General features: G+C 38.0%; 16 protein-coding genes. 5 read left to right on the forward strand and 11 right to left on the reverse strand.

Annotated elements, in window-relative coordinates; genetic code table 11:
* Positions 1 to 15: 15 nt before the first annotated feature.
* Together J9318_RS12230 and J9318_RS12235 are read right to left on the reverse strand one after the other, a co-directional pair.
* A complete protein-coding gene (locus J9318_RS12230) occupies positions 16 to 942 on the reverse strand; it encodes a GGDEF domain-containing response regulator (RefSeq protein ID WP_210560174.1) in 927 nt (308 codons plus the stop codon).
* Complete coding sequence (locus J9318_RS12235) at positions 943 to 4854, reverse strand: response regulator (RefSeq protein ID WP_210560175.1); 3912 nt, start codon at positions 4852 to 4854, stop codon at positions 943 to 945.
* A gap of 254 nt (positions 4855 to 5108) precedes the next feature.
* Here J9318_RS12235 and J9318_RS12240 point away from each other — a divergent pair, with 254 nt between their 5' ends.
* From J9318_RS12240 to J9318_RS12250, 3 genes are read left to right on the forward strand one after another with little or no spacing between them, the layout of a single operon-like run.
* On the forward strand, positions 5109 to 7796 hold the full coding sequence (locus J9318_RS12240; RefSeq protein WP_210560176.1) for a PAS domain-containing sensor histidine kinase: 2688 nt from the start codon (positions 5109 to 5111) through the stop codon (positions 7794 to 7796).
* A 10-nt stretch (positions 7797 to 7806) separates the two neighbouring features.
* Positions 7807 to 8229: a response regulator gene (locus J9318_RS12245; RefSeq protein ID WP_210560177.1), complete on the forward strand. Its 423-nt coding sequence runs from the start codon at positions 7807 to 7809 to the stop codon at positions 8227 to 8229.
* Between the two features lie 2 nt (positions 8230 to 8231).
* A complete protein-coding gene (locus J9318_RS12250) occupies positions 8232 to 9185 on the forward strand; it encodes a GGDEF domain-containing protein (protein ID WP_210560178.1) in 954 nt (317 codons plus the stop codon).
* A 28-nt stretch (positions 9186 to 9213) separates the two neighbouring features.
* Here J9318_RS12250 and J9318_RS12255 read toward each other — a convergent pair whose 3' ends face one another.
* The 9 genes from J9318_RS12255 to J9318_RS12295 all read right to left on the reverse strand — a co-directional run bounded on the left by J9318_RS12255 (position 9214) and on the right by J9318_RS12295 (position 18426).
* Positions 9214 to 10479 carry an ammonium transporter gene (locus J9318_RS12255; protein WP_210560179.1) on the reverse strand — a complete coding sequence of 422 codons (1266 nt, stop codon included), beginning with the start codon at positions 10477 to 10479 and terminating at the stop codon, positions 9214 to 9216.
* An 8-nt stretch (positions 10480 to 10487) separates the two neighbouring features.
* Complete coding sequence (glnK, locus tag J9318_RS12260) at positions 10488 to 10826, reverse strand: P-II family nitrogen regulator (RefSeq protein ID WP_210560180.1); 339 nt, start codon at positions 10824 to 10826, stop codon at positions 10488 to 10490.
* A 168-nt stretch (positions 10827 to 10994) separates the two neighbouring features.
* Positions 10995 to 12041 (reverse strand): ABC transporter ATP-binding protein, encoded by a 1047-nt coding sequence (locus J9318_RS12265; protein WP_210560181.1) that lies wholly within the window; start codon positions 12039 to 12041, stop codon positions 10995 to 10997.
* Positions 12042 to 12050: 9 nt separating this feature from the next.
* Positions 12051 to 13682, reverse strand: coding sequence for an ABC transporter permease (locus tag J9318_RS12270; RefSeq protein WP_210560182.1), 1632 nt, complete (start codon positions 13680 to 13682; stop codon positions 12051 to 12053).
* Positions 13683 to 13697: 15 nt separating this feature from the next.
* The gene (locus J9318_RS12275) at positions 13698 to 14711 is read right to left on the reverse strand and encodes an extracellular solute-binding protein (RefSeq protein WP_210560183.1); all 1014 of its coding nucleotides are present in this window, start codon (positions 14709 to 14711) and stop codon (positions 13698 to 13700) included.
* A 156-nt stretch (positions 14712 to 14867) separates the two neighbouring features.
* Positions 14868 to 15143, reverse strand: coding sequence for an HU family DNA-binding protein (locus tag J9318_RS12280; protein ID WP_155696186.1), 276 nt, complete (start codon positions 15141 to 15143; stop codon positions 14868 to 14870).
* A gap of 132 nt (positions 15144 to 15275) precedes the next feature.
* Positions 15276 to 16622 (reverse strand): NADP-specific glutamate dehydrogenase, encoded by a 1347-nt coding sequence (gene gdhA, locus J9318_RS12285; protein WP_210560184.1) that lies wholly within the window; start codon positions 16620 to 16622, stop codon positions 15276 to 15278.
* A gap of 12 nt (positions 16623 to 16634) precedes the next feature.
* The gene (gene nhaA / locus J9318_RS12290; protein ID WP_210560185.1) at positions 16635 to 17993 is read right to left on the reverse strand and encodes a Na+/H+ antiporter NhaA; all 1359 of its coding nucleotides are present in this window, start codon (positions 17991 to 17993) and stop codon (positions 16635 to 16637) included.
* Positions 17986 to 18426, reverse strand: coding sequence for a hypothetical protein (locus J9318_RS12295; protein WP_210560186.1), 441 nt, complete (start codon positions 18424 to 18426; stop codon positions 17986 to 17988). The genes nhaA and J9318_RS12295 overlap by 8 nt, the downstream gene beginning before the upstream one ends.
* 331 nt (positions 18427 to 18757) lie before the next feature.
* Here J9318_RS12295 and J9318_RS12300 point away from each other — a divergent pair, with 331 nt between their 5' ends.
* Both J9318_RS12300 and J9318_RS12305 read left to right on the forward strand, forming a co-directional pair.
* Positions 18758 to 20422, forward strand: coding sequence for a diacylglycerol kinase family protein (locus J9318_RS12300; protein WP_210560187.1), 1665 nt, complete (start codon positions 18758 to 18760; stop codon positions 20420 to 20422).
* A complete protein-coding gene (locus J9318_RS12305; RefSeq protein WP_210560188.1) occupies positions 20419 to 21171 on the forward strand; it encodes a PRC-barrel domain-containing protein in 753 nt (250 codons plus the stop codon). The genes J9318_RS12300 and J9318_RS12305 overlap by 4 nt, the downstream gene beginning before the upstream one ends.
* Positions 21172 to 21186 lie beyond the last annotated feature (15 nt).

Consider the following 21186-nt stretch of genomic DNA (forward strand, 5'->3'; position numbering starts at 1 on the left):
ACTCCCTTTTAATTTTTAAGCATCGTGGCTTTTCTCATTGTTTTTAACAACTTCAGTATACTTGCAACACACAATACGATTTCGACCTTGCTTTTTTGCAATTTCCATTGCTTCATCGGCCCGATTTAACATTTCGATAACGGTGATATCATCCTTTACATTTTTAGTTAAACCAATACTGACTGTTACACCAACCATTTCGCTACCCAAACCATCTACTGATAACGTGGAAATATTATGCCTTATACGCTCTGCAATTGTATAACCTTGAGGGGCCTTAGTTTTTGGAAACATGGTAACAAAGCTGTCATCGGTATAACGGCCAACAACATCATATACCCTTATTACGTCTTGGATTAAACGACCACATTTAATTAAAACTTGGTCTCCAACTTCTTTTCCGAACTTATCGTTAATTCCTTTTAAATTATCAATATCGATTAAACAAACAACGCAATTATTCTCGTAACGGAGAGTTCGCTGCCACTCACTTTTCATTTGTTCCAACAGCGCTCTACGACTTTTCATGCCCGTTAATTCATCAGTTGTTGCCATCTGGTCAATCGTGTTTAAATGCTGAATTATCCTTTCACCGGCACGCAACCTCAACCACATTTCATTATGCCCAAAAGGCTTTGTCACAAAGTCGTCAACGCCATTAGCCAACGCTATATGTAGCTCCTCGTCACTTACCTTTTTAGTGACCATAATAATATAGATATGGCGTTTGGATTTTTCTCGAATATGAGCGCACAAATCTATTCCCGACATATTGGGCAACGACCAGTCTGTGATTAGGATATTAATATCTGTATCTGACTCTATGACCGCTAGCGCCTGCTCGGCACTATCAAAGTCTATTGGCTCGTGTCCCCATTGTTTTAAGTTGTTTACCAATAACAACCTAATGATAGGATCGTCATCTACTATTAAAACTTTCAATTAGTTACGTCCTGTATAATTACTCAATTCATTTATAAGGGATTCTAAGCTTTTTTCGGTCTTGCGCCATTGTAGTTCAAATTCCAACATTTGATTTTCTTTAGCAAAGGTCTCAAGAGCTATAAAGTCAGCATCAAAGCTACTACCAGTTAAATTACTCAACATTCCTTTGAGCCTATGGCACAATTTAGCCAGTGTGGTATGTTCTTTTTTATTAAATAATTCAGTCATATCATTAATTTCTTGAGGCAATATCTTAGCTGTCATTTCAACCATAGCGTCGATAGTATCTTGTTGCCCTCCGGTGACCCTTTTCAAACCTACCAAGTCTAACCATTTATACTGAACAACATTATGACGGCTATCATCGCTGCTTGCTGCTTGCATAGGAGTTTTTGAGGTTTCATAAGAATCTGAAATACGCAGAGGTTGAGCAGGATGTTCTTTAGAAAAGTAAGACTCTAAAGTCATTAATAAGCCTCGTGAATCGATTGGTTTAGTGAGGTAATTATTCATACCCGCGTCAATACAAATTTGACGGTCTCCAGATAAAGCATGTGCCGTTAAGCCAATAATAACAACTGGTTTTCTATTTTTGTGACGTTCCAAATCTCTAATCAACTTAGTAGCCTCTAACCCATCTAGCTCGGGCATCTGAACATCCATTAATATGACATCATATTCGCCACTCTTATACTGATCTAACGCTTGTTGGCCATTAAAGGCTAACGTAGTTTGGTGGCCTCTATAAGTTAAAATATCATGGACCAAACGGCTATTAATTGGATTATCTTCCGCTACGAGTATATTGAGCAGTTTTTTCGGTGCCGGCAATTCATCGTCGATGTTTGTCTGTAAATCTGGTCGGTCAATTTCCATTATTTTTACCAGCATATTAAACACTTCTGACTGTTTAACTGGCTTTAAAATATAATTTTCAATGCCTACTTCATCGATCTTTGATAAAGCGTCATTAACATCTGTAGAGGTCAACATCATTATTGTTTGAGGTATTTTTGAGTACTTTTTCGTTAAGCTATCTATAAACGAAAAGCCATCCTCACCTGGCATATCCTTATCAACAATTAATACATCAACCTTGCCTTGATTTGCAATTTCATTTTGGTAAAGAACGAGAGCCTGTTCGGAGCTGCCCGCTATTATGGCCTTACACCCCCATGACATAATCATGCTCTTTAACCACTTTCGGTTAACTGAATTATTGTCTACTACAAGACAGGTAATCCCTGTGAAATCGAAGTTGTTAATGATGTGAGCATGCCCTTCTTCATCACTGAGCTTGTTAGGGTCACCTTTTCGTACTGGTATTTTAATTTCAAATTCAGAACCAATCGATGGCTGACTGTTAACCGTTAAACTGCCTCCCATTAGACTCACCAATTGACGAACAATTGGAAGCCCTAGCCCAGTTCCTCCAAACCTTCGTGTCGTTGTATTATCAGCTTGACCGAATGGTTCAAAGATTGTGGTTAATTTGTCTTCATCGATTCCAATGCCAGTATCTTTTATGGTTATTGAGAGTGTGAAAGGGTCTTCAACATTCAGTTCTGCTGTATCTACAGCACTAGAAAGCTCAACAATTACCTCTCCACTTTCTGTAAATTTCACTGCATTGCCGACTAGATTAAAAATGATCTGTCCCATTCTCATCTCATCTGCATAAATACAACTTGGAACATGTAAATCAATATTATATTCCAGCTCTATCATCTTTTGATGAGCCGTAGGCGCAAACCCTTTGAGTATGTCACCAACTCTGTTGTCTAACGAAAAATTATCTTCTACTAGCTCTAACATACCGGCTTCGATTTTTGAGTGATCAAGTATGTCATTAAGGATCCGTAGTAAAGAAGCAGCAGAGTTTTTAATGAGCTCTAAGTATTCGTTTTGGATGGGCGTCAAGTTGGTTTTTTTCAACAAGTCAGTAATTCCTAACACTCCATTCATTGGTGTTCTAATTTCATGACTCATATTGGCTAAAAATTGGCTTTTGGCTAGGCTGTTTTTATCTGCTTGGTCTTTTAACGCGATTAAACGTTCTTGCGCTTCTCGTAGTTCAGTTACGTCTATGTTACCGCCAACCATTTTAATCGGTTTACCTAACGTATCAGTGACAAATGTGCCTGATGCGATAATATATTTAATCGAACTTTCATCTAGATTTAAACGGAACTCACAAGACCAATCTCGGCAGTCACGGACAGAGGCTAATAGACTATGCTCAGCATGACTGCGGTCGTCTTCATGAATGAGCGTCAGCCATGTGCCATAAAGATCAATTTCAGAGCATTTATCTTCATCTAGGTTATAAATAGAACACATGTTGCTGTCCCATTTCACCTCATCTGTCACTAAGTCCCAAGTCCACACCCCTAACCCTGAAACTTTACCGGCCATTTCATTAACAAGCTTCACCTCTTTAATCTCTTTCAGAGCTGCTTGTCTTGCCTCAGCTTCTCTTGCAATTGCAATAGAACGCTGCCGAGTATTAACCAAAAGCTTGGATATGGTTACTATTAATCCACAAAAGATAAGTCCAAAAATAAACACTAAATTTGCTAAACTGCCATCGCTTATTTTATCTTTACTGGTATATATTTTGACTTTCCATTCAACGCTGTCGAGCACTCTTGCCAATGATAATAAGCTCGTTGTATCTACACCTTTTGGTAACGAAATAACTTTCTCACCCAGCTCATTTTCAATCTCTATAAATAAACCCATTTCTTTGTATCGTTCGGTTAAATTGCCGATAAATACTTGAGTGTTTATTAATTGAAAAATATCTTTTGATGATGAGTTCAAACTTTTTTCATAAACTAAGAAATAGTTTGTTCCAATATCACTGGTAATTTTTGCTGAGGTAAAGACGTTAGATATTGCGCTATTGTCAGCGTGATTGGCTAATTTTGAAGTGATTTTTCGCATTAAATCATCATCAACCGACTTACCTTTTACGTACAAGATAGACAATTCATTATTTAAATTAGATTGTATAATGGCTGTTACGGCATTGAGACTAACAACATATGCTTCCAAGTCCTCGGGGTTAACTCGACCTAAATTAAGTAAATTATTGAGTTTGCTCATAGCTGATGAATAACGGTCAAACTCGTCATTTAAATCAGACTCAACGTGCTCTAAATAAAAAGATAAACGGCGCTCAAGTTGCAAACGCTCATGACCATTTAAGGTTTGCCACAGTGACAAGGTAATGGCGAGAATAAAAACAAATACAAGCGCAGGTATATCTATTTTAATGCGATTCGTAAATGCTTGTTGTAGATGAAATACAAAAGTTCCTAAAGAGACTAAGATGAATCCAATACAGGTATGCATCGCCATATGAGTAAGTTGTCCCCAACCATACGCAGTAGTAACATCGCTAAAGTAGCCAGCAAAAGCCACACTAGATACAGCAAATACGACGCAAGTCATTACTAATGAAATATTAATCGGTATGTATTTTTTAGGGTAAGTATTCAGTAGCGTTAGTGCGACTCCTAATAATAAAAAACAAATACCTGTATTAGGAGACATCCGGCCAGGAGAAGTTGTATTGTCAGTAAGAAAGTGGGAGACAAATATTTCATCTAAACCGAGATTAACCCCAATAATGTATTGCATTACAGATAAGCTACTCAATAGCGCAGTAATAATACCTAATAACGCAGACAGTTTAGATTGACCTTCGGTGAGCGACCATAAAGATAAACCTGATAGAAAAAACAACAGCGCAGTATTGAATTGCATTGGAGCAAAATCTTTATGTATTTGAACAATGGACTGGTTTTCAACAATCCACCCCATCATTACAAAACTGCCTAAGACCATAACAAAAATAGATAATAGTGCAGGGAACGACTTTAGAACTGGCTGTTTATTTAACAACTTACTACCCTTAAACTTAAAGTATTGAATAAAATTTAGTCTAATTCCGAGTATCTACCAACAATTTGACTTTCAATTGGTCGACATTTTTAAAATTTGTTATAGAAATTAGTTACATAAATTAACAAGTCGGTCTTTGAAAAATCATTCAGTACCGATTTTAAACACTTGATTTTATTTGACTTTATTTATACTCAAGCTATTTAATACAGTAGTCTATATATTTTGATTATTCAATCTAACGAGGAGAAGTGATGAATAGTAATACGTTAGAAAGCTTCTTTTACAATGAGTATATGCCCCATGGGCACTGTTACATGTGGCAACCTCACATACTTTGGACAAACGTAGTTGCTGATTTACTTATTGCTCTGGCTTACTTTTCTATTCCAATCGCTTTGTTAATCTTTGCGCACAAGCGTCCAGACATCGGATACAAAAAAGTTGTCTGGTTATTCTCTTCTTTTATTTTGTTTTGCGGTATCACCCACCTGTTCGGCATTATTACCATTTGGCAAGGTATATATGGCTGGCATGGTGTCATGAAGTCTTTTACCGCCGTAGTGTCTATTAGTACCGCTATCTACTTATATCGCATCCTTCCAGCGTTAGTAACAATATCGACTCCTGAACAAGTGGAAGATATAAAACAATCGTTAAGTAATGTTACAACCGAAAAGGAACAACTTTATCTACAAGTAGAGCAACAAAAGTTAGTTCAATTTATGATTGATACTATGCCGATTGGAGCGTGCTTATTAGGTAAGGAATACGAGATTCTATTATGTAACGATACTTTTTGTTCAGAAACCGGTTTTAATAAAGAGCAAGCATTAGCGATAAAATTAGAGGGTTTACTTGCTCCCGATGATCCAAGTAATTTAGATTTTTTAAGCAAGCTTAATAACAAAAACACCTTGTTTTCAGATAAAGACAAGCTGCAAACCATACTTCAATTTAAAAATAGATTTGGAAATGTATTCCCAGCTGAAGTCAGCTTAGTCAAAAAGCAATTTGATCAACAACATTACTATATTTTTACGCTTCAAAATTTAACGGAAATAGAGGAAGTAAAACGTCAACTTATCGAGTCTCATAAAAAGCTAGAACGAGCAATAAACGCGGCGGAAGATGGTATTTGGGAATATCATATCCCTTCAAAACAAATGACTTGGTCAGATAAGTTCGCGGAATTGATTGGGGCGAATGACCATCTAGAAGAGTCGTTGGAAAACTGGAAACAACACATTCATCCAGACCAACTAAAAATTGTAGAAACACAATTAAATAGCCTCTTTAATAAAAAAGAACGGTTTTCTATTGAGTATCTAGGTAAAAATTCCAGTGGCGAATATGGCTGGTTTAATTTTATCGGTAAGTCAATTTTCGATGATAATAACGTGCCTATTTCAATGTCAGGTTCACTGCGATACATACAAGACAGTAAAGCTCTTAAGCAACAAGTCGCTGAGAAAACAGAGCTTTTAAACGCCATATATGAAGGTGCGAATAATGCTATTTGGGTTGTGTCAGTTGAGGACACTGAACAGTTTCGTTTTTTAACCTTTAACCGTGCTGCTAGCGAGCGATTAAATGCACCATCGGAACAAGTCGCAGGAAAACTACTAACCGAATTATCGGGCACAGTGCTATCTGCAGACATCGTAGAAAAGTTAAATCATCATTTCCAATCTTGTGTTGATATCAAATCAGTATCCGAATACAGTGAAATGATCCCCTATAAAGGCAAAAACTGCTGGTACTTCACGTCGCTTTATCCAATTTTAAACGCTGACAATGATGTAGTGCGAATCGTTGGTTCATCTATCGATATCACCTCACAAAAAGAAGTTGAACAACAACTATCTGACAACAAAAACTTCTTAGAAAATATTATTGATGCAAGCATTTGTGGAATTAGTTTATTTGACTTAACACAACAAAATGTGGTCCGGGTAAATCAGCGATACACCGATATTCTGGGCTATACATTAGAAGACCTACGTAATGCCCAAGATAAACTCAGCATTTATCACCCAGATGACTTAGTGGATATTTCAAATCAAATAGAACTGGTTATTCAATCACCCGTGAATGCTTCTCTGTCAAACAAACATAGATATCGTCATAAAAACGGTGGGTGGCGTTGGTGTAGCACTAATACAACTATTATCAAACGGGATATTTACAACAACCCTTTAATAATGCTTACCACATTCATTGATATTACCGAGCAGTTAGAATTAATGGAAAAACTACAGGAGTCGAACGCCTACTTGGAGCGCTTTGCTATGGTGGCATCTCATGATTTGCAGGAACCACTACGTAAAATTTCAGCCTTTAGTGACATGCTTTCAGAACGACTTACGACTGATTATGAATTAGACGAAGACAGTGAATTTCAATTAAGCAGGATTCGTGATGCGGCAGGAAGAATGAGGGTTATGGTTTCTGATATTTTGGGGCTTTCACAAATAAATAGTATGGCAATACAAAAAACGGTTTTCTCGCTAAATGATGTTGTCAATGCAGCCACTGACCAATTACAAATGGCCATTGAAGACAGTGAAGCTAATATAATAATAGAAAATGGCGAAGAAACTATAAATGCGGATAAGTCATTATTAATTCAGTTGTTACAAAACTTAATAAGTAACTCTATTAAGTTTAAATCAGACCAGTCGCCTATTATTACTATTTCTATACAAAATTCCGCATATTTAACTATTATAAATATAAAAGATAACGGTATTGGAATGGAGTCTAAGTATTGTACTCAAATATTTGAACCATTTAGGCGTTTGCACGGTAAAGATAAGTATAAAGGAAGTGGAATAGGGTTGGCTATTTGTCAGCAGATATGCAAGGTCCACGGTGGCAAAATTGAATGTCAAAGTGAGTTGTCTCAAGGTACTAATTTTAAAGTGACATTAACAAAATAGGCGAATGACTATGAATCATATAATTTTAGTAGAAGATGATCCTGATGATGTCTATTTCTTTAAGAGCGGAATGAGAGATTGCGAGCGCGATTGTAATATTACTGTAATGGAGAATGGTGACAATCTGTTTAGATTTTTAGATAGGTCCGAAGTCTCTGACGAGATGGAAAGCTCTTTGATTTTTTTAGACCTAAATCTACCAAAAATGTCAGGGTTTGACATTTTAACTGCACTTAAAGAGCAAAAGTTACTAAATAAATTAGCTATAGTTATATATACAACGTCAAATTATCAAAAGGATATCGAAAAAGCATATGAATTAGGAGCAAAGTCTTATTTTATAAAGCCCTCTAAGAGAGGTGACTTAATAAGTCTGTTAAACACAACAACCGACTACTGGTTTAAATACAATGAGTTGCCAAGGATGAGTTAAGAATGAATGATCAATTATTATACTTGTTAGAAGACAGCAAAGATGATGTTTATTTGGTCAAATCGATGTTGATCGGAAACTTTAAATCAAGTTTTAGTTTGAAGAGTTTCGAGACCGTCGCTGATTTAGAAAATGGCATGAAAAACATGTCGCCCGATTTAATTATAATCGATTTAAATGTACCTGATAGTGTTGGTCTTGAAACGTTGGTTAGAGTTAAAAAGTTTGCAACTAACTTCCCTATTATTGTTTTAACTGGTTATGACGATGAAGTAACGGGAGAACGAGCAATTCAATTAGGCGCACAGGATTATATTCCAAAGTCTGATTTACATAAGTCACTTTTGTTAAGATCAATTCGATTTTCAAAAGAAAGATTCTCATTAGTAAAAAGCCTTGAAGAGAATGTTTTTAGAGATGCATTAACCTTGTTAAATAACAGGGAGTCTTTTAATGCAAAGTTAGACGAAATGGTTAACGAAGGTATTCGTTATGGAAAGAGTTTTGCTCTATTGTTCATTGATTTAGATAACTTCAAACAAATTAATGATGAATATGGACATTTAGTTGGAGACCAAATTTTAAAATCTGTGGGTTCTAGATTAAATGTATTCAACCGAGGCTCAGATTATGTTGCACGGTATGGTGGGGACGAATTTGTGTTACTTGCACCGAATATTTCTGATTTAACTAATTTGAGCCAGCTAGCCAAAATTAAGTTTGATGTTATTAGCGGTGCCTACGCCGTGGAAACCTCTCAACTGGCGGTAAAAAACATTATTGTTGAAGCTAGCGTTGGCGGTGCGATCTTTGATATGCATGGCAAAACAGCGAATGAATTAGTCAAGTCTGCAGATGAAGCCATGTACAAAGCTAAGACACAACAAACCGGTATTGCCTTAGCAGATACTCCTATATTGCAAAAATATCTAGAACAAGACAAAACTAGCGATTAATTCGCTAGTTTTGTCTAACTAAAATACTTTAGCCTTTGATAAACTCGGGATAAGCGTCAATACCGCATTCAGACCTATCAACACCTTCATATTCTTGCTGTTTAGTAACTCGCAGACCAACAGTCTTTTTCAGTAATAACCATACTAGCGAGCTGGTTACAAACACCCATAGAAAGATAGTCAGTGCTCCAACAATTTGTCCAAATAGACTCACTTCTGGGTTAGTAATTGGCACAATAAGTAAGCCAATCAAACCAACAACACCATGAACTGAAATGGCACCCACTGGATCATCAATTTTTAATTTATCTAGACTTAAAATTGACAGAACAACAATGATGCCGGCCAATAATCCAAATAAACTAGCCGTTAATGCCGTTGGTGTCGTCGGCTCTGCAGTAATAACAACTAAACCAGCTAAAGCGCCGTTTAACGCCATCGTTAAGTCCGCTTTTTTAAATAGCACCACACTTGTTACTAACGCACCAATTACACCACTTGCTGCGGCTGCATTTGTATTTAAAAACACCATAGCGACAGTGTTCGCACTGGACATATCTGACAGTTTTAACACTGAGCCACCGTTAAATCCGAACCATCCCATCCATAGAATAAAAGTACCAAGCGCAGCTAATGGCATATTAGATCCCGGTATAGCCACGGCTTTACCGGAGGCGCTATATTTTCCCGTTCTTGCTCCTAAAAAGATAACGCCTGATAATGCGGCGGAAGCACCGGCCATATGAACTATGCCAGAGCCAGCAAAGTCTGAAAAACCGAGCTCCTCTAACGAATACAAACCAAATACAGAAGCTCCGTTCCAGGTCCATGCACCTTCTACAGGATAAATTAAGCCTGTCATTACGACCGCAAACGCTAAGAACACCCATAGCTTCATTCGTTCGGCAACAGCACCCGAGACTATAGACATGGCGGTTGCAACAAACACCACTTGAAAAAAGAAGTCTGCAGCAGAAGAATAAACGGCATCACCTAACATAGGATCTTTTTTATCAGCAAAAGACTTTAGAACGTCAGCTTCATTAATCGCCTCTATTGCGATCAAGCCTAAACCACCGTCATACATGATTGCGTAACCACAAATTAGATACATTACGCACGAAATTGAATAAAGCGCGATATTTTTAGTTAGTATTTCAGTTGTATTTTTAGCTCTGACTAAACCAGCTTCTAACATAGCAAAGCCAGCCGCCATCCACATAACGAGAGCGCCACAGACTAAGAAGTAAAAGGTATCCATTGCATATTGTAAATGAGAAATTTGAACGTCCATATTAGCTCCTAAATTGCATTGTTGTCAGTTTCGCCAGTACGTATCCGTATGACTTGCTCTAATTCTGTGACAAAAATCTTTCCATCTCCAATTCGACCTGTACCTGCAGTTTCCAGAATCACCTCTATTAAACGTTCAACCTGTTCGTCTAACACAGCAATCTCTAACTTCATTTTAGGTAAGAAGTCCACTTGGTATTCAGCACCTCGATACAACTCTGTATGTCCTTTTTGGCGTCCAAACCCTTTAACCTCTGATACAGTCAAACCCTCTATGCCAATCTCACTGATGGCTTCTCTTACATCGTCAAGTTTAAATGGCTTGACGATTGCGGTTACCATTTTCATATAATTAGCGCTCCTTTAAGTTTTTATCTCACTATTAGCAATAGCTTTGAAAGAAGAGTGCCAAAACTTAAACTATTGATTTTTATATCTTAAAGCGATGGGAAAGATTTTAGGCATAAAAAAAGCACCATATCGGTGCTTAAATTGAGTTAAATTGGTGCAATAACTCTAAAAATACACTTGGGTGATTGCTTGTTTTATTCTTACCCTCACTTTTTGATTATAAAACGAGTCGTGGGTACGTACTTTAATTGATTGATGGTGCCAATTAAGAGTACTTTCAAAAAACTCACCAACAAAGCGCTCACTATCTATCATAAAGGTAGGGGTTGTTGACGTTGTACTATTATTATTTTGAAGACCTATTTGATGCGGCCTTAAGTAAACTTTAACGTGCTCGCCTATTTTACTAGATAAATCCGTTTTCCCTGCGTATGGCAAAAGCCCCCACTCACTGGATAACTGATTTGGATTTTCAATAACGGCAGGAAGCCAAACACCAGGTCCCAAAAACTCAGTAACAAATTCATTGGCGGGGTAATTGAATAACTCGCCGGGAGTGTCAATTTGAGCAATTTCTCCAGATTGCAAAACGGCTATTCTATCGCAAAACACAAAAGCTTCATTTTGATTGTGTGTCACGAATAAAGCGGCAATATTTGACGACTTAAGAATAACGCGGATTTCCTCGATTAACTCAAATCTAAATTGAGGATCTAAGTTAGAAAATGCTTCATCAAACAAAAGTAATTCCGGCTCAGTTGCTAACGCTCTGGCGATAGCGACACGTTGTTGCTGTCCACCAGATAGTTGATGAGGATAGCTATGTTTATATTCAGTCATTTTTATCAGGGATAACAACTCTGCTACTTTTGCTTCACGTTTTGCTAATTCCCACCTTTTTATCCCAAACTCAATGTTTTCCAGTACAGTTAAATGAGGAAACAGAGCGTAATCTTGAAATATTAATCCTATATTTCTCTGTTCGGTAGGCAAGTTAACATCATCTGCATTAAGGACTCGCCCTGACAGTAACACATCGCCATTAACTTGCTTAAGAAGGCCGGTAACTGCTTTTAATATTGTACTTTTACCACTACCAGATGGACCAAATAGTGCGACTATCTCACCATTTGCAATGGACAAGTCTAAGTCTTTTATTACAACTTGATCACCGTAACTTACTGATAAATTTTTTATAGTTAATAACGACACTTATATTTCCTAGCTCTGGCTATGTTCAATCGAGCGATTAATAAAAATAAGAGGGATGAGACCAACAATTACAATTAATATTGCACCTAGTGCAGCCTGCTCCAATTGCTCGTCACTCGCATATTGAAAAACATATGTCGGTAACGTGTCAAAGTTAAATGGCCTTAATAACAAGGCTGCTGGTAATTCCTTCATACTCTCAACAAAAATCAACAAACCCGCCACAAAAGCGCTTCTTTTTAATAACGGCCAATGTATCTGACGAAACAGACGACTTTGTTTACTTCCTAAGCTTTTGGCTGCCCAATCATAACTGACATTTAATTGCTGAAAGCTAGTTCTAATACTATTGTTAGCAATCGCTAAAAAACGAACAATATGGGTGAAAATAATAGCTACCACGGTACCACTTAATATAAGCCCAGGTGTTGTCCACCCAAAAGCACCAGCTATATCGTTAATTGTATGATCTAACCCACTTAGTGGTATAAGTACGGCAATTGCTAATACCGTCCCAGGTACCGCGTATCCAAGACTTGCAATATTCAGACTATTTTTAGATAAGTTCGTTTTATTACTTCGTAAATTGACATTCAGTACTAAGGCAATTATTACACTCAAAATTGACACTACTATCGCTATATAAGCACTATTCCAAGCGTACTGCAGTACCTCTAAGGACCAAACTTCTTTATAATAATCAATAGAATAGTTAAGTAACACGAATGCAGGAACTGCAAATCCTGCGATAAATACCAGGCTACAAAATAATACTGCTAATATGTTTTTTGATCCTTTTAATTGGTAAGTCAGTGGCTGGATCGACATTTTTGCACTGTTACTGTCTTTACCGCGTTTATTGGTTTTATGCTCTAGAACAATTAGCGCAAAAACACCCACTATCATTAATACAGAAAGCTTCGCTGCGCTGGCCAGGTCATAATAACCAAGCCAAGTGTCATAAACAGCTGTGGTAAGTGTATTTACTGCAAAATAATGAACCGTGGCAAAATCGGCCAAAGTTTCCATAAGAACCAATGAAACCGCTGCAACGATGGAATTTTTCGCTATTGGTAGAGAGACTGAGAAAAAGCTTCGAAGTGGCGAGTAACCCAAGGTTCTAGCAGCAAGCGTTAGTGATGCATTTTGGTTTAAAAAGTTTGCCTTGGCCATCAAGTACACATATGGGAATAGTACTAGAGCCAACATACAGGCTGCACCACCTAAAGAACGTATATCAAAAAACCAATAATCATCCGGTGAACTCCAATCAAACCACGTTCGAAGCGTCGTCTGAATAGGGCCAGCGTAATCAAATAGGTCAGTGTATGTATACGCAATTAAGTATCCGGGCATCGCTAAGGGCAATACCAGTGCCCAATTAAATAAATGTTTACCTGAAAACTCGCAACAAGCCACCAACCACGCAACTGGAACGCCGATTAAAGTCACAAGTAAACCTACGACGGTCATTAGAGTTAATGTATTTACAACATAGTCTGATAAAACCGTTTCACGAATATGTTGAAAGCTTTGACCCGCTTCTGTAAACGATGTCATGACTAACGCCAGAATTGGTAGCGCTATTATTAATGCGAGAAAGGCTGACACATAGGTCAGCCTAGAAGTTTTTAACTGCATTGGTTATCTGTGTAGTTATAAATCAAATTTAACTTTATCCACAAGTTTTAGCGCCTGCTCTCGATACTTGGCGATTTCTGTTAGAGGGAGCGAGTCTTCTTTAAACGAGCCCCAACTCAATACCATTTTTGATGCACTAACTGCAGGATTGACTGGATACTCCATGTTTAGCGATGCATATTGCTGTTGCGCTGATTCATCAACTAAGTAGGCTAATAATTTTTTCGCGTTATCTTTGTTTGGTGCATGTTTAGTGATCACCGCACCAGAAACGTTTATATGAGCACCACGGTCTTTTTGGTTTGGAAACACTAGGTTTACCGCATCAGCCCAAGGCTTCTGTTTTTCATCCGTTAACATTTTGCCAAAGTAGTAACTATTACCAAGTGAAATCTCACACAAGCCTTCTTTAATGGCTTTTACTTGGCCACGATCATTGCCCTGTGGCTTACGTGCTAAATTTGATTTTACACCTTTCAACCAAGATTCAGTATCCGCCTCACCGTGATGAGCAATCATTGAAGCAATTAACCCTAAATTGTACGGGTGTTTACCACTGCGAGTACAAACTTTTCCTGCAAACCTTTTATCGCTCAAGTCTTCATATTTAACAGTACTTGTATCAACACTAGAATTTTTGCTTACGTACAAACCGCGAGCTCGTTTAGTAAGAGCAATCCAATGATCACCTTCATCACGAAACTGTGATGGAACAATATCATTTACCAAATTAGAATCGATTTTCTGAGTCAAACCTTCTGTTTTTAACTGAAGTAACTTATTAAAATCCGAAGTTAACACTACGTCTGCTGGACTGTATTTACCTTCTCGTTTTAAACGTTCAATTAACCCTTTTTTAGAAAACACAACTTTTGTTTTGATACCTGTTTCAGCGGTAAATTTTTCTAAGATAGGCTCAATAAGAAATGGCTGACGAAAAGAGTAAATATTAACAGTGTCTGAACTTTGAGCCACGGTAGAAGTAAGAGAAGTGAAAAGCGTTATAGCAATTAAAAATAAACGTTTCATTGTGTACCCTTTGTTTATGTTATTCATTTTTCTAATTGAGAATGATTCTCATTTATTTTATATAACGTTTTAACAATGTACAGAAAAATTTATCATGAAAATAAAAAAAGCCTCCAATGAGGCTTTTTTTGTCAACTTATCGAGAGACTCGGTAAATTATGCGTTAACTGCATCTTTGATTGCTTTACCAGCTTTGAAAGCAGGAACTTTAGCAGCAGCAATTTGAATAGTTTCACCAGTTTGAGGGTTACGGCCAGTGCGAGCTGCACGGTCATTAACTTTGAAAGTACCGAAACCAACTAAAGAAACGTCGCCGCCTTTAGCAAGCTCTTCAGTTACTGTAGAAACTAGGCTGTTAAGTGCACGTTCTGCGTCAGCTTTAGTCATGTCAGCACTTTGTGCCATTTTTTCGATTAGTTCACTTTTGTTCATTATTTTATCCTTTAGTTGAGACAAGGCTTATCCTATGGAACCTATTTATAAAATTCAACAGTTGTTTTCGTATAATCCGTAAAAATAACCACTTTTTTGCAATTTTTAGGTAATGTGTAGCGTTTTCAGGCCCTACACGCCTTGTGCTAACATGGCTTTAGCTAAAATATGGAAGCCTGCAACACTTGCACCACGTTCATAATTTACGTCGCCAGTATCACTTTCACCGCATTTAACACACTGACCATGTATGTGTTTCATAATGTCTCGTAAACGACCGTCTAAATATTCAAAGGTCTGACTTTCAAAGCCCGCGTTCTGTGACATCTCTAACCCCGAAACGGCTACCCCACCAGCATTTGATGCTTTGCCGGGAATGTAGCAACAGTTTTTCGCATTATGAATAGCTTCAATTGCTTCGGAAGTACAAGGCATATTTGCACCACAAATGACCACTTTGCAGCCGTTTTTAATAAGTGTTGATGCTTCTTCACCGTTCATTTCGTTTTGAGTGGCGCAAGGCACAGCAACATCACACTTATATTGCCACGGTTTCTCTCCCGCTCGCCATTCACCATCTCGCTCTTCTGCAAAAGACAACAAAGTATTGTCTTTGATATTGTCATATTTAATCAGCCACTCAATATCATCGTTACTAAAGCCATTATCTTTAAAAAGTACACCTCTAGAATTTGATAAAGTAATAACTTTAGCACCTTGCTCTAGTGCTTTTTTCGCTGCAAATAGGGCTACGTTGCCAGCACCAGATATTGTTAGCGTTAAGCCCTCTAACTGCAGTTCTTTATGTTCAAGAACATGTTGTAGAAAATAAATAACACCAAAACCGGTGGCTTCTGTGCGAACTAAACTACCACCCATTTCTATTGCCTTGCCAGTTAGCACACCACTAAACTGATTCCGTATTTTACGGTACTGACCGTATAAAAAGCCTATTTCTCGTGCGCCCACATTAATATCTCCAGCGGGTACATCAACGTTTGCTCCTATGTGACGATAAAGCTGTGTCATAAATGCTTGGCAAAAACTCATAATCTCATGATCACTTCTACCTTTTGGATCAAAGTCAGATCCACCTTTACCTCCGCCCAAAGGCAAACCTGTTAACGCATTTTTGAAACATTGTTCAAACGCTAAAAATTTAATCACCGATTCACTTACCGTTGGATGAAATCTTAATCCACCTTTATAAGGCCCAATTAAATTCGATTGTTGAACGCGCCAACCTCTATTCAATTGAGCACAGCCTCTGTCGTCTAACCATTCAACTTTAAATGAAATAATTCTATCCGGTTCAGTTAAGCGCTCAAAAATACGATACCTTCGATACTCATCGTTATCCTCCAACTCTTCGGCGACATTATCTAGTATTTCAGTAACGGCTTGCATAAACTCAGTTTGGTTTGGATTTCTCTCTGTAATACGATTTTTCAATTCAGAGATATACTGACTATCCGGCATGGTGACTCCTTGTTATGAATTATTAGTTGGCGCAAACTTGAACAAAATATAACCTACCACACCGGCAAACAAAGAAGTAACAAGAATTGCTGTTTTTGCAATGGCTTGCGTTTCCAAACTGTTTTCAAAACCTAAACCTGTGATAAATATAGACATGGTAAAACCAATACCACCGAGCATCCCAAGTCCAACTATGTGTCTCATGGTTAGCCCTTTGGGTAATTGGCCTATACCTGTTTTTATCGATAACCAAACCATAAATGGAATACCTAGTCCTTTACCCACAATAAGTCCTAAAAAGATGCCCCAGGCCAAGGTGCTATTTAGCGTTTCCAATAAACTTGATGAGTCTAACTGTACACCGGCATTAGAGAAGGCAAATATTGGTAACACAAGTAACCCTACTGGTGTATGAAGTAACTGCTCCCATCTACGTAGTGGAGTGGTCGCTTGATTTGCCGTAACCTTTAATTGCTCTGCCAATTCGTGTTGTGTTTTGGAAGCAAGTACAGGCTTTCGACTACCTTTATTGATAACGATACGCTGAAAACGTTGAGTAATTTTTGATAGTTTTTCAACCATTACGGTCGGTTTATGTTTCGGCCTAGCTGGTATCGCGGCCGCTATTAAGATACCGGCAATAGTCGCGTGAACACCGGAGCTTAGAACTGACAACCACAATAAAATACCAACAAACATGTACATAAATGGGCGACGAATGCCGATAAAATTAAAGAAGAAGAGGACTCCGGTTAGAATTGCTGACAACAGCAAGTAAAAGCTATTTATAGAGTCTGTATAAAACAATGCGATTACCATAATCGCGCCAATATCATCGATAATTGCTAAACCTGTTAAAAAAGCAAAGGCAGCCAGAGGGGCTCGAGTCCCTAATAAAGCTAATATTCCTACTGCAAACGCCGTATCCGTCGCCATCGGAATACCCCAGCCTGCTATATATTCTGTATTGTAGTTGAGTACAGCAAATATAGTCGCGGGGAAAAACATACCACCAGCGGCGGCGGCTAAAACTGGTATCAAACTGCTTGGCGAACTTAAGTCACCGACAAGAACTTCTCGTTTAATTTCCATACCTAATAATAGAAAAAATAAAGCCATTAACCCGTCGTTAACCCAATGCAATATGGACATCTGATACAAATTATCATTAACTGCTAACCCGAATAGCGCATGTAATCCTCCGTAAACGGAATCAGCATAGCTTGAGTTTGCAATTATCAATGCCACTATAGTCGTCAGTAGTAAAACCTTACTACTCGTCGTTTGATCATCAATAAATCGCTGAAAAGGAATAAGTAACTGATCTACTTTTTTCTCAATAACAGGGGCTTTTACTCCAACCTTAGGCATTGTGTTCACTCCTTGCTTGATTAGATAACTTTTTTAGTATTTCGATAGCATCAAAGTAAGTCGCAATTAGGTCAGCCACCCTGCGCTTTTCAACATCTGATTTTGACAGCTGAAATGTACTTCTAAGTTCGCTAAGATGCTCACTCTCTACTTTTAAACGTTGTTCAAGTAACGAGAGCTCTGGTGTTGACGTATTGCCCACACGAGCTTGATAAAAATGGTTATTCCAATTCGACATTATCAAATGAATAACATCGGTGTCATGACTCGATGACATCCATTGTTTTACTTTGCCTGCTAGCTGTTGAAAAACCGTAGATACTTTTATAAGCCCATGCCGAACAGACAGGTCTTCTACTTGATTGGCTAAGTCTTCATAAAATTGGCTCGCCTCGATAAAGACGAGGGGACCTGAGTCATAATACTTTTTCATCTTGTACAACCTACTAAATTCAGAAAAACAAAGTAAAGTAGCTAGCTTTATGCCAAACCGACAAATACAACACTAACCACATGTTAATAAACAAATTTATAAGACTAGGACATAAGTTTTGCCGAGAATATTGAACTGAAATTTTATATTTTCTTGAAGAATTGACCTGATGCTTGTGTAATATTTACAGTAAAAGTGACGGAGATATTGTTCAAACCTAATCAATTAAAATAAAAATTAATAGTTTCAATGCGTTATAAATAAGGCATGGTTCTCGCTTTAGTTCTATAATTAACTAATAATCGTTGGATTCATTTCAACTGAGGTTTTCATGTACATAGAGTATTTATACGGATTTTTTGGCGCTCTACTGGCCTACACGGCAACTCAAATCGACTCTGTGATCCTGAGTGTTTTGCTTAACTGGATTGCCATTTCACTCTTAGTTGTATTTGTTGCTTATATGACAAATCAGCCAAGAATCTTTAGAAAACGTACCGACGGTTCTATCCCAGTCGCTATCCGCATTATCTTTCTACCGTTTATGGTTGGTGTACAGTTATACAATAAGATAGCAAAACGCAAAGACGTTAAAAGAAACCGCCACTACATACACCACATTCAAGATCATATTTACCTAGCCAGCCGTTTATCTGCCGAAGAAGCCATGGAGTTAGAAGATCATGACGTAAAAGCGGTATTAGATGTGACCGCTGAATTCGACGCTTTGGATTGGAGTAGTCGTTTTCTAGATATCGATTATTTAAATATTCCTATTCTAGATCACCGTAGTCCAACCCCTGAGCAATTGAGGCAGTCATTAAATTGGATTGACAATAAACGAAGACAGAACAAGCCGGTAATGGTGCATTGTGCGTTAGGAAGAGGTCGCTCTTTATTTTGTGTTGCTGCTTATTTACTAGCAAAACATCCGGAAAAAGATGTAAGAGATGTACTTAGTAGTATCACTGATATTCGCAATCAAGCCGGTTTAAACAAAAAACAATTGAAAAGGCTAATACAATATCGAGAAGCAGGTCTTTTAACCTTAATGCAACCGGCTTGGTTAATCGCAAATCCTGTTTCGGGTAAAGGCAAATGGCCAAAATACAAAAATAAAATTCAGGCCTATTTAGAACAAAGGTTTAATCTAATTGTTGTAGAAACAACCGAAACCAAAAGTGCACAGGACTGGGCTAAAGAAGCAATCGATAAGCGCACTTCACTTGTCATCGCGGCGGGTGGAGACGGCACGCTTGCTGAAGTTGCAACAGAGCTGACTAATACTGATATCAAGTTTGGCATAATCCCATTAGGTACAGCCAATGCTTTGGCACACACACTGTTTGGCGTATCCAGTAAAATTATCCCCGTAGAAACCGCCATAAAACATATTGTGAGTAACAACACGATTGCCATGGACACCGCAGTTTGTAACGAAAAAACCATGCTGCTTGTGTCAGCCGTTGGTATAGAAGAAGAAATGATATCGTCTGCCGATCGAGATGCTAAAAACAAACTTGGTCAATTTGCTTATTTACATGGATTTTGGCAAGCACTGAATACGTCTGAGCAATTGGATTTAATGGTCCAATTTGACTCAAATCAAGCAAAACATATAAAGACGCGTAGCTTAGTCGTTGCCAACGCAGCGCCTTTCTCTACGGTTTTAGCCCAAGGCGACGGCAAACCCGATTTCCACGATGGACTATTAAATGTTACTTGGTTTGATGAGAGCAATACATCTCTCGAAAACTTCACTGACGTAGCAAGCTTAATCGTCGCTGGCGTATCAGAAAACCCTGCACCTGAATCGATTCATACCGCTAAGGTGGAAACAATTAAGATTCGAAGTAAAAACGCCATTGGGTATGTCATCGACGGTGAGACTTTTGAATCAACAGAAATAAACATCGCAATAAAACCGGCATCGCTTAATGTACTGTTATCGAAAGAAGCTATTGAGCAAACTGATGAAAACGGAGACGCGAAATGAACATAAACATTAACACCCTAATTGGCTTTAAAATTAAGACAATTGATGGCACGTATGGCGTCGTTTCAGATTTCTTATTTACTGATGAAGATCATGTTATTCGGTATTTAGTTGTTGATCCACAAAAGTGGAATCCACTGAGCCAAAAGCTCTTAGTATCACCAGTTTCAGTCTATTATGTGAACCTAGACGCAAAAGAGGTTTGCCTTAGTATTGATACCGAAAAGTTACTGCAGAGTCCAGATGTAGAGGAGCAGGAAACGGTATCTCGTCATTTTGAAACAGAGTTGTATCGTTATTATGGTTATGGCTACTATTGGATGGGCACCGATCTTTGGGGAATGAGTTCAGATCCAAGCTTACTCCAAGCAACTATTGCGAAAGAAGAGGCTGAGGACAATAGAACAGAGCAAGAAATACACTTAAGATCCACTAACGAAGTGTTTAGTTATCTTGCCCAAAGTAGCGACGAGCAAAGCCTGCAGCTTTCTGATTTTGTGTTTAATACTAAATCTTGGTTAATATCATTTGCTGTAATTGACTGTCATACAGGTATGCTATCAAAAGAGCGTAGCCTAATTAAAATAGCCGCTATCAAACAATATAATTGGCACCAGCAGTCTGTTTCACTGAGTTTGCATTGGGAGCAGATCAAGGGAAACCCCCACTTTGAACCTAAGTTACTTAACAGCGAGAAGTTTTTGGCGATGATGGATGTTTCTCCTACCACCCCGGATTTTGGCGGCTAGTGTAGGCTCTCCGAA

This window comes from Psychrosphaera aestuarii (assembly GCF_017948405.1).
GTDB lineage: Bacteria > Pseudomonadota > Gammaproteobacteria > Enterobacterales > Alteromonadaceae > Psychrosphaera > Psychrosphaera aestuarii.